At 44.4% G+C, this 10,565-nt stretch carries 8 protein-coding genes and 1 tRNA gene; 1 reads left to right on the top strand and 8 read right to left on the bottom strand.

What is annotated here, in order from left to right; all coding sequences use genetic code 11:
* From IID12_08045 to IID12_08010, 8 genes are all read right to left on the bottom strand, one after another.
* Nucleotides 1-309: hypothetical protein (locus tag IID12_08045; GenBank protein MCH8289038.1), on the bottom strand; the 309-nt coding region annotated here is incomplete at its 3' end.
* Nucleotides 310-652: 343 nt separating this feature from the next.
* Complete coding sequence (locus IID12_08040) at nt 653-1,246, bottom strand: superoxide dismutase (GenBank protein MCH8289037.1); 594 nt, start codon at nt 1,244-1,246, stop codon at nt 653-655.
* Nucleotides 1,247-1,293: 47 nt separating this feature from the next.
* Entirely contained in the window at nt 1,294-1,980 is a 687-nt protein-coding gene (locus IID12_08035; GenBank protein MCH8289036.1) for an MIP family channel protein, read from the bottom strand.
* A gap of 162 nt (nt 1,981-2,142) precedes the next feature.
* A complete protein-coding gene (locus IID12_08030; GenBank protein MCH8289035.1) occupies nt 2,143-4,215 on the bottom strand; it encodes a hypothetical protein in 2,073 nt (690 codons plus the stop codon).
* A gap of 175 nt (nt 4,216-4,390) precedes the next feature.
* Complete coding sequence (locus IID12_08025) at nt 4,391-5,410, bottom strand: NAD(P)H-dependent glycerol-3-phosphate dehydrogenase (protein MCH8289034.1); 1,020 nt, start codon at nt 5,408-5,410, stop codon at nt 4,391-4,393.
* Between the two features lie 3 nt (nt 5,411-5,413).
* On the bottom strand, nt 5,414-6,574 hold the full coding sequence (locus tag IID12_08020; GenBank protein ID MCH8289033.1) for a BamA/TamA family outer membrane protein: 1,161 nt from the start codon (nt 6,572-6,574) through the stop codon (nt 5,414-5,416).
* The gene (locus IID12_08015) at nt 6,571-7,566 is read right to left on the bottom strand and encodes a phosphoribosylformylglycinamidine cyclo-ligase (GenBank protein MCH8289032.1); all 996 of its coding nucleotides are present in this window, start codon (nt 7,564-7,566) and stop codon (nt 6,571-6,573) included. Before IID12_08015 ends, IID12_08020 begins: the two co-directional genes overlap by 4 nt.
* A 49-nt stretch (nt 7,567-7,615) precedes the next feature.
* Nucleotides 7,616-9,409, bottom strand: a complete 1,794-nt coding sequence (locus IID12_08010; protein MCH8289031.1) for a long-chain fatty acid--CoA ligase — start codon at nt 9,407-9,409, stop codon at nt 7,616-7,618.
* A gap of 169 nt (nt 9,410-9,578) precedes the next feature.
* On the opposite strand from IID12_08010, the gene IID12_08005 reads away from it, so the two are divergent.
* A tRNA-Leu gene (locus IID12_08005) sits at nt 9,579-9,662 on the top strand.
* Nucleotides 9,663-10,565: the final 903 nt, after the last annotated feature.

The following is a 10,565-nucleotide window of genomic DNA, read 5'->3' as shown; positions in this document are numbered from 1 at the left end:
ATATCTGTCAAACCAATAAGAATCCTTCTCAGATTCCAATAACAGATAATTACCGCTGTAATTCATCAATTTTATCCTAATGTATTTTTGCCTGCCTATGGCTGAACTTTTCTTTCTAACCGAAACATAGATTCCCTTCTTCCCTCCCCAGTAGTCTGATTTGTGGTATTGCTCTTCAAGGATAGGTTGAGGTGAATTGTTATTTTCTCCACCGATATTGAGTCTTGAGAAATGACCGCCGCAACCGTATATCCACATACTCAGTGGGAGGAAAGCTAAGATAATTAATTTATTATGAATCGCATTCATTCATTTAACTCCGAACCTAAAGCTAACAGAGATTTATATAGTTATCAAGTCTAATTGTACCCTGCACAATATAGTTTATAAATTTATTCGATTGAGCATATCTTGTATAAGTGCTGATATTGGTATGCAAACGAGACTAAGAAATACGGGACCTTGCTTTCAGGATCTCACAAAGGGTTTCAATCAGTTTATTCTATAAACTCGGTGAGGCTTTCATCCTCACGTTAAGAACGTGAGCGCTCCATTTATTTTGCTCACACTGCCGACAGTTAGATTAATTAGCCCCTGCAAACATCTTGTACAGGGGCTAATTATAAGCGTTTATCGTGAATCTATTAAAGTATTACTTTGCCTCTTTAAAACGATCTTCTATGTTACTCCAATTGATCACATTATAGAACGCTGCGGTATAATCGGGTCGCTTGTTTTGGTATTTCAGGTAGTATGCGTGTTCCCATACATCAATAACCAACAGTGGAATTACCCCCCATTGAGTAAGATTTTGATGTTTTTCGGCTTGAAGTATCACAAGTTTACCATCAAACGGTCTGTATGCAAGAATACCCCATCCCGATCCTTCGACCTGATTTGCGGCTGCCGAAAAGTGGGCCTTGAACTTATCAAAATCGCCAAAGTCGCCTTTTATCGCATCGCTTAGTTCGCCGCCCGGTTCGCCTCCTCCATCGGGACCCATATTCGTCCAGAATATCGTATGTAAGAGATGTCCTGCACCATGAAACGCTGCCTCTCTTTCCCAATGTTTAGTGAGGCCAAATTCTCCGGAATCTCTCGCCTCAGCGAGCTTCTCTTCGGCGTTATTCAATCCGGTGACGTAACCGTTGTGATGGATGTCGTGATGGAGCCTCATTGTTTGCTCGTCTATATGAGGTTCGAGTGCATCGTACGCATATGGCAATTCAGGTAATGTGTGTGCCATTTTGTATCCCCTTTCTATCCTTTTATATTATTCTGTTTAATTACTTTTTACGATTTGTTCTCGGTCAAAAAAATCTTAGAGTATAACAAAGATGCAAGCGCTCCTCCCGCCAAAGGCGCTAACCAGTAAGCCCAGTGTAAGGTCCATTCTCCTGATATCAATGCCGGTCCAAAACTTCGGGCTGGATTTAACGATGCGCCGGTCAGCGAACCTCCGAATAACGCGCATACTGTTACGGTCAGTCCTATCAGCAAATTCCCCATTTTTCTAAATGGTGAGTTGGGATCGACCGCCACAGCGAAAACCACAAATACCAGCATAAATGTCATTATAATTTCCAATCCTATCAGAGACCCCAGACCTACACCAGCCGACGGTAAGGTTACACCCATGCTTGCCGCTGACGGCGAGTTCATCCAGACCAAGTTTCTCAATAATAAAGATGCCGCAGAAGCGCCTAATAGTTGAGCGGCTATATAACTGGCGGCTCCCTTTCCGTCGATATTGCCGGTTAGAAGCATACCGAACGTCACGGCGGGGTTCAGATGTCCACCTGATACGCCCGCAGTTACACCGACCATAATGGCCAGTGTGAGTCCAAATGCAAAAGCAACACCCAAAAGTCCTATGCCTGCCTGACCGGAACTATCAACGGCTATTGCTCCCGTCCCGATGAACACAAGAAAAAATACTCCGATAAATTCCGCTGCTAATTTCCTAACCGATTCGTTCATGCCAGCCTCCAGTCATATGGTCGGTTTTTAAGATGGTTCGTGGTTTTAAGAATATATTCAATAATATTCCTTATAAGATGGTATTAATTCAAGAGTAATTTATCATAATGTTCTTATAAATGAAATTCGCCACCCGGGCTGTGCGGCTCAATCTGCTTTAACTTACTTAATAAATTTCAGGCGCTTAACGTCGGTTTTCTCTCCCTGAACAAGTCTTATGAAGTACATTCCGGTACTCTGAACGCTGCCGGACGTGGATTTACCATCCCAGAAAACCTGATACTCTCTTCCCGGAGATACCGTCCCGATGTTATCCCACCTGCGAACAGTTCTGCCGAGTAAGTCGTAGAGGTATATTTTCACATCTGATTCGCCGGAGACTGTAAAAGGAATCTTGACCGCCCCGTTCGAATAATCAAACTCTATCCAGTTGTCTCCGCGCAGCGCTGTTTGAAAATAAAGAGTCGTGTCGACTTCGATCTGCTTTTTTAACAACAATCGTATCATCCAGGTACCGCTCAAAGTTCGATTATCCTCTGTTGGAACACTCGATAACGGCTTAAAAATTCCACCCCTATTCACAAACGCGTTGCCTGTCCCGCTGTTATCATCATCGTAACCCATTAGAATAGAATCTGCCGAGACTACTACCGACGTCGGCGAGGAGACCGTTATATCCACCGAACCAAAATCGATCTCTGTCCAACCGTCTATAGCGGGAACAATTTTTTCAGATGTATATATAGCATTGGAGTTTATATCATTTTCTACTATTTCAATTGTTATAGGATTATTATCCCCCATGAATACTCTCGCGGACAACAAATCCGAGGGAGAGGATATCCAGGTAAAAGTCGAGGCTACGGATGAATTTCCGGTGAATACGTAGAAATCAAACTCTCCGTCATCATTTGACAACTCGACGGTTTCAAATCCACCGAATCCTGATGCGGAGTAAAAAAAATCAGCCGAATCGAGTTCGTCGGATACATATGAAATCATGAGTGTTGCGCGCGTAAACTCCGTTCCAAATCCGGTTACATCAATAATCCCGAATCCCGCGGCATCAATAATTATCGGATCGATAACTGCTGTTTCTCTGAAAGATATCAAGGTTGCTTTCATGTTATGCGGGATTGTAAGATCGGTGAACACCTGTAAATTCTCGCCGCCGGCAAATTCAAAGTATATTGACGCAAATGCATGAACGCTCTCACCGATGACGTCGATCGGTAATTGAAAATATTGATCATTTGGTATTATGGGTGAAATGTTTGTGCCCTCATATCCGAACTCGCCGCTGCCGAGGGTCGGATCATCGATTAAATTCGCTAATGTCCATTCATAGGTATATTCAGCAAACGTTTTCCCCGGAATAATCGAGGCAATGACGTTTTCCGCTGAACTCTTTCCCTCATTCTCATCCTGCACAAGCATCCGAATCGATTCCAATCCCAACCTGAGCGCCGTGTAGGTTATCCATAATCCGACTCGGGAGTAATCTATGAGGATGTTATCCCACACCATCAAGCCGCGGTTCGTTTGGGATAGAAATCTGCCGAATCCCCTTCCCGAGTATCCTGTCATAATTGATGCGTACTCGGAGAGCCCTTCGTTCAACCAGGAATCCTCATCTCTATCGTAATTAAAGTTTATCAGGTGCTGAAGCTCGTGCGCAGCGGTAGATAAAACCCTATTGATATTGCGCTCGAGGTCGCCGGGATTGGAATCGAGATATAGTATATCTGCGACGTTTCCCGAAGCCTGAGGATTTGACATGGTAAGTTGATCCGCCTGATCGAAATAACCTGCCACAAATGATGGATTATCATTTTCATCGTAATCATCATTAATATCGAGGATCAATATTATTATTTTTCCGTTACCGTCCACGTCCGGCGGATTACCCATATGTTCAATTTCGAGCGCGAGAATTCCTTTATTAGGATCTATCGAACCCGCAGGTGTTTTATTCTCGAACGCGTCGATCAGCTTGTCGGCATGTGCTTGTTTTACGTTAACATTATTCCATTCGGTGGTATCCACCCAGATTTCGATGCGGTCCGATTCGGCTACCAAAATCGCCCCAAGCGCTACAAATCCTGATTGATCCAGGACGTTTATCCGGGTGAAGAATCGCGCTGTATCTCCTATCTCGTAAAAACTGAACCCACTCTTCTCAAGACTCATCTCGGAGAAATCAAACCTCTGATATCCCTTAGGCAGAATGGGCACGGCGCATACGCCGGGGGTATGGACCGATTTTAACTCTTGCCCCTGCAGATATGACTCAATACCCGAGCATAGTACTAAAATCATGATGAAAATTGATGTAAAGAAATTGTTTTGCGTCATTGAAATATGATAGCAGAACGGCAGACAAATATTTCAGGCTTGATAAACGCTTGCATCAATCATTCATCTTTTCGGATTTCGGGTCTCGCGCCATCAGATCTTCAACTGCTTTATGAGGGTTCTTTCCTTCAAAGAGTACTTCATAAACTTGATCGGAGATCGGCATCTCTACGCCTTTTTCTTTTGATAAATATTTGATCACCTTTGTAGTATTTACCCCTTCGGCAGTCATTGTCATTTCATCTAACACTTGTTCTAACGGCCTTCCCTTCCCTACCTCCTCCCCTACGTGCCGGTTTCGTGAGTGCTTACTCATACATGTGACTATCATATCTCCCATCCCCGCTAATCCGCGGAAAGTGTCGTCCATTGCCCCCATTGTGACTCCCAACCGGGTAATCTCTACAAGTCCTCTTGTCATCAGTGCGGCTTTAGTATTATCCCCGAATCCCGCACCATCAACAATCCCGGCTGCAATCGCAATTATGTTTTTTAAAGCTCCCCCCAATTCCGTGCCTATTACGTCGCTGCTGACATAGACCCTTAATGACGGTGAAAAGAAAGTTTTCTGTACCTGTTCGGATACCGACACGGAGGATGACGCCGCAACTAATGCGGTTGGAACTCCCCTGCTGACCTCTTCGGCATGACTCGGTCCCGACAGTACGCAAAGGTTGTCGGCGGCATTATCGTCCAGTTCTTCAATGAGTACATGGCTCATTAATAGGTGAGTATCCACCTCAAACCCTTTAGCCACCGTCACTAAAGGCAGAATGCTCATATTCTCCTTATTCCAATTGTTTTTTATAAGTCCGGCTGTTTGCCGCATAAATTGTGAAGGAACGGCAAAAACAATCGTTTCTGCTTCGGATATTGATGACTCGATATTATCCGTGATATTCAGTTCATCGGGAAAACTGATACCGGGCAGAAACAGTTTACTTTCTCTATCCCGTTTTAGCGACTCCTCCCTCTCCCTGTCCCGTTCCCAGAGACTAACATTATGACCGCTCTTGCTTAAATGTATCGCAAGCGTGGTTCCCCAGCTTCCAGCTCCCAATACTGAAATCTTCACACTCTACAACCTTTGAAATATTCTAACCGTCAATTTAATTCCATCAACTCCATCGAGTCTTTTTGCAATATTCACCCTGACCATATCTCTGCCGAATGAATATCCGATGCCTATATTATACTTTACGTCGCCCGCATCGAATGACATTGGATCGTTGAGAGGCATTGTGTATTCACCGAGATTGGTCCAACCCGCATCGACAAACGCGATCAGCTCCATAGTAGGATAAAAAGGCAAAAACTTCAGTGGAAGGCGCTTGAATATCGTCCTTTTAAACATATAATCGGCGCTCAGTATAAACGCCTTATCGCCTGTAAATTCTTTGTGATCATAACCCCGTAATGTACCTATACCCCCTATATCAAATAAAAATTGCTCTTCGCCGTTTCCGTTTCGCACTCCGGCAAAGCCCCTTAAAACAAGCATCTGAGGCCCAAACATCCGTTTATATTTTCTGATATTAAGTTTCACACCGGTGTATTCGAAATCGCCTCCGAATATCCCTCCGGTTTTCTCGAACTCAATCGAATAAGTCAGGCTATTCGTGATCATAAATCGATTTATCCTTGAATCGTAACTGAATCCTAAGTTCAGCCCGCTGCCTGTACCCTCTATAACCGAAGGATTCGAACTAAAAATCTTATCCGCTCCGACCAGGTCCGAAAAACTCCATACATCATGTCCGCGGAGACTTTCATATTTCACCACGCTGTATTTGGAATATATCTCGTATTTTCTCGATTTGCGGTAAATCAGCTCGCTATGAATTCCAGTCGAGATAAAATAATCCATATAATCTTCTTTTGCGAAGAGCGTTGAAACGCTGTTTTCCAACCAACCGATAAGGTGGGCATCATTGGTACTTATATCATGAGAGTACGAAATGTTTCCCTCAAATCCTTTAAAATTGGATTTTCGATAGTTTAACTTTGCGGCGTACGTCAATTCTTCACTCTTAAATCCATAACCTGTAGACAGTGTTCCGCGAACCCTGCCGTCATATGCTGCAAAGGCTTTCCATTCAACACCGAGATGGATACCTTCGACCCTGTTATACCTGATCGCTCTTCTCGATGTTGTGAAGGAATTAAGCTGAGACAGCGCTGTGTCGTACGAACTCACTGCAATAATCAACAAGACGGCTGATCTGAGAAAATAATTCATGCAATCTTACCGATGATCACATATTCCTCGTTTAGATTGCCAAGAATTTTGGTGATTTTATCCACCTCCGTCTCACGACAGGCTATTACAAATCCGATTCCCATGTTGAACGTATGTCGCATCTCTTCTTCAGGAACCTTCCCCGCTTGTTGAATCAAAGGAAAAACGGCGTCCGGCTCCCATTCGTTCCAGTCAATTTCAACGGTCAACTTGTCACCTACTATCCGTTTCGTATTCCCAACGATTCCCCCGCCTGTAATGTGGGCGAGGCCTCTAATATTACATTCCTTCAGTATCGGTTTGAGTGATGGCAGATAGCATCGATGAATCTTCAAAAGTTCCTCTGCGAGTGAACTGCCGAGGTCGTCATGGTAGCTGTCCAAATCCATCCCGTTCAGTAACGCTTTTCTCGCAAGTGTGAAGCCGTTTGTGTGGAGACCGTTGGAGCGTAACCCGATCAGGATGTCTCCTTTTTCAATATCAGCGCCGTCTATAAGAGATTCTCTCTCGACCACACCTACTATCGTTCCCACAATGTCGTAGTGCCGCTCGCCGTATATCTCCGGCATTTCAGCCATTTCTCCGCCGATCAGAGAGCATTCGCATTTTTTGCAGGCGGAAGCCAAACCCTTAACGATCCCGTGTATTTCTTCGGCTCGAAGTTTTCCAACTCCGATATAATCTAAAAAGAACAGCGGTTCCGCACCTGTAGTAAGAATATCATTTACGCAGTGGTTGACTAAATCTTCACCTATGGAATCAAATTTTCCAGCGTCGGCTGCTACTATGGATTTAGTGCCTATTCCGTCCGTCGATGAAACCAATACCGGTTGGTCGAACCTATCCTGTGGAAAGAGATATTGTGCTCCGAAATTTCCCACACCGGAAAGTACGTTCGGTGAAAATGTGGAGCGGGCGAGTTCACTGATCTTACTCACTGCTGCTTCACCTGCAACGATATCTACTCCAGCATCCTTATACGTCTGTCCCAATATATCCCTGTAGTATTAAGTGTTTTATGCAGGTAAAGCTGGAATAAATTTACTCCTGATATAATGCGTCAATTTCAGAGGAGAATTTATCTATCACTACTTTTCGCTTAATTTTTAAACTTGGTGTTATCTCGCCGTCTTCTATTGTAAGTAACCGTGGGATCATGACGAATTTCTTCACCCTCTCATAATTCGATATATCCGCTTGCAGTCGGTTAATCTCATCTTCCATCAGATTATATACGCCCGGATCTTTTACCAGTTCCTCGTTCGAGGATACCGAGAATCCTGCTTTTTCCGCAGCGGATTTGAGCGCTTTAAGTTCAGGCGCAATCAGGGCGCTGATAAATTTTCGCCTGTCTCCTATCAGCATTACCTGTTCGATCAAAGGGCTCAGTACCAACATATTCTCTATCGGAGCGGGGGCGATGTTTTTTCCGCCGGCAGTAACAAGTATGTTTTTCTTTCTGTCCGTAATTCTGAGCCTTCCTCCTTCGTCCATCTCTCCTATATCACCGGTGTGCAGCCAGCCGTCCGAATCAATTATCTCGCTGGTTGCTTCATCGTCTTTGTAATATCCTACCATCACATGGGGTCCGCGAGTGAGTATTTCTCCGTCATCGGCTATTTTCAACTCAACGTTGAAGATCGGGGGACCCACCGTGCCGAACACCGGATTTTCCACCAGACCCACACATATAATGGGAGATGTTTCCGTTAAGCCATACCCTTCAATGATTATAATTCCCGCGCGCGCGAAAAACTCACCTATCTCCGCTGATAACGGGGCTCCTCCGGACGCGAAAAACCGGAGTTTCCCACCTACCCTCGCTTTAAGCTTGCTGAATACCAACTTACTTGCTAAGGCGTGCTTGATCTTCAACCCTATACCCGGACTCTCCCCCTCCGGCAGCTCCCGCATTTCAGCTCCTATTCCGAATGCCCAGTTGAAGAGTTTCTTTTTTAATGGAGAGCCTGCTTCTACTTTGGCGTGTACTTTGGCGTACATCTTCTCATATAACCGGGGAACGCTTGTCATGAGCGTAGGATGCACTTCCCCCATGTTAGCTGCAACTTTGTCTATGCTTTCCGCAAAAGCAACTGTGGCGCCGGTTGAATATGCCAGATTGTGTCCTGCCATCCGTTCGAATACGTGACTCAATGGAAGGAAAGAGAGGAACGTATCTGTTTCGTCCACGCTGAATACTCCGAGCGCCCCTTCTACGTTTGAAATAAAATTGTTATGTGTCAGTAATACGCCCTTAGGTTCACCGGTAGTTCCCGAAGTGTAAATTATCGTCATTATGTCCATCTTCTTGACTTTATCGACACTTTCGTCATACCAGTTTTCATTATTCTTGGCGTAATTCTTTCCGTCCTCCATAAGCCCTTCGAGTGAAACGGTTTCACCGTTCCCGTTGCCGTTAGAACTGTCCATCACAACTACAAGTGTTAGTTCGGGCAGGTTTCCGAGCAAAGGAAGGATTTTACCGACTTGTTCCGAATTGGAGGCAATCAGCATCTTTGAGTCGGAATTCCTCAGAATATACTCTATCTGCTTACCTATCAATGTCGGGTAGACAGGAACTACTATTGCGCCTGCTGATTGAATTCCGAAATCGCACGCCGCCCATTCCGGTCTGTTTTCGGAAAGAATTGCGACCTTATCGCCTTTCTCTATCCCTTTCGATGCAAGCCCCTGTGCGACTAAGCGAACCTTTTGACCTAATTCGCCGTAGGAGATATCTTTCCACTCTCCATCGCTCTTATACCGCTGAGCGATTCCGTCCTTAAACCTGTTCGCATTTGTTCGAAGCATATCCGGAAGAGATCTAAAATCCATGGCAGCCACCTTAAAAGTGATCCTGGTAACGCATTTGTAATATAGTTGACATTAGTTCTCTTATGCGAGTCAGGGCTTGCCCGCCTGGCATCAGTCGGACTGGCCCTGACCGCTATATGTTCTCAATATAGTTGATATTAATACTGAATTCACTAAATTCATACCCGCTGCCGAGGTGGTGAAATAGGTAGACGCAGGGGATTCAAAATCCCCCGCTCGCAAGGGCGTGCGGGTTCGATTCCCGCCCTCGGCACTGATGTTCACTTTTGATAGAGTCTTTCCCACTCCGCTCTCAACAATTATATAATATGACTTTACGACTAATGGGCTAAGATACTTCCTCACCTCTCATTATTCAAGTGGAAAATCGGTTAAGAGGAGTCCGGGGATTTAAAGTACCGTTTCCTTGGATATTTATTTGTTAAATCGGACCAAATGAGTCTGAAAATAATCGCCGTCGACAGCTGATTTGCCTATAACAATATTCTTGCTTGTTTAAATGACTCTGTCGTAAGTTTCTTGCGTGGATAGAATACACTCTATAGTAGACCTCGTTGTTTTAGGTATTGTACTCATCGCTGCAATTTTCTTAGTAAGCCAAAATTTAATAGAGATGGATACGTTTATTGTAGTAGTCGCTATTGTGGCAGCAGGTGATATGGTCGCCAGTGCTATCAAGAGGTCAGCCGTTAGAGGGAATGATACTGAGTAAGAGTAAGCGAAATAGTCAGCACATATTTCCTTAAATCTTACCCTCCAATATCTAACAGCTCAAGTTAAATCGAACATTCTTAGAATCGATTTTTTAGTATGGCATGTTAATTTCTTAACCTACTGTAAGTACTTATATATAAAGCACTTAAATGATTTATACGAAAAATGACTTCATGCATTTAGGAATATTATTATAACTCTAAATCCCGAATTTCGTAGAAAACAGGGTTACACAATTCAAACTGTTTAGAACAAAATCCTAATTCCGCCTTTCAGCTTTAGTGCGGCGAGCGTTTTCATTCTGCCTTTGGACTGAGTGGCGTCTATCCTTACCGCTGCGGCGGGCGATGGCGCGCCTGTCGCTGAGTTCAAGTCGATGCCCGGCGACCTCGTTTCCGTTGAGTGCCGAAATTGCTTTATGAGCTTCCCCCTCATCGGGCAT

The sequence above is a fragment of the Candidatus Neomarinimicrobiota bacterium genome (assembly GCA_022567655.1).
GTDB lineage: Bacteria > Fidelibacterota > SORT01 > SORT01 > SORT01 > JADFGO01.
This window is presented reverse-complemented; position numbering and strand designations above follow the sequence as displayed.

Excerpts from the sequence above, each read along its gene's own strand:
- IID12_08040 (MCH8289037.1), bottom strand. The coding sequence starts at position 1,246 with ATGGCACACACATTACCTGAATTGCCATATGCGTACGATGCACTCGAA.
- IID12_08035 (MCH8289036.1), bottom strand. The coding sequence starts at position 1,980 with ATGAACGAATCGGTTAGGAAATTAGCAGCGGAATTTATCGGAGTATTT.
- IID12_08020 (MCH8289033.1), bottom strand. The coding sequence starts at position 6,574 with ATGAATTATTTTCTCAGATCAGCCGTCTTGTTGATTATTGCAGTGAGT.
- IID12_08010 (MCH8289031.1), bottom strand. The coding sequence starts at position 9,409 with ATGGATTTTAGATCTCTTCCGGATATGCTTCGAACAAATGCGAACAGG.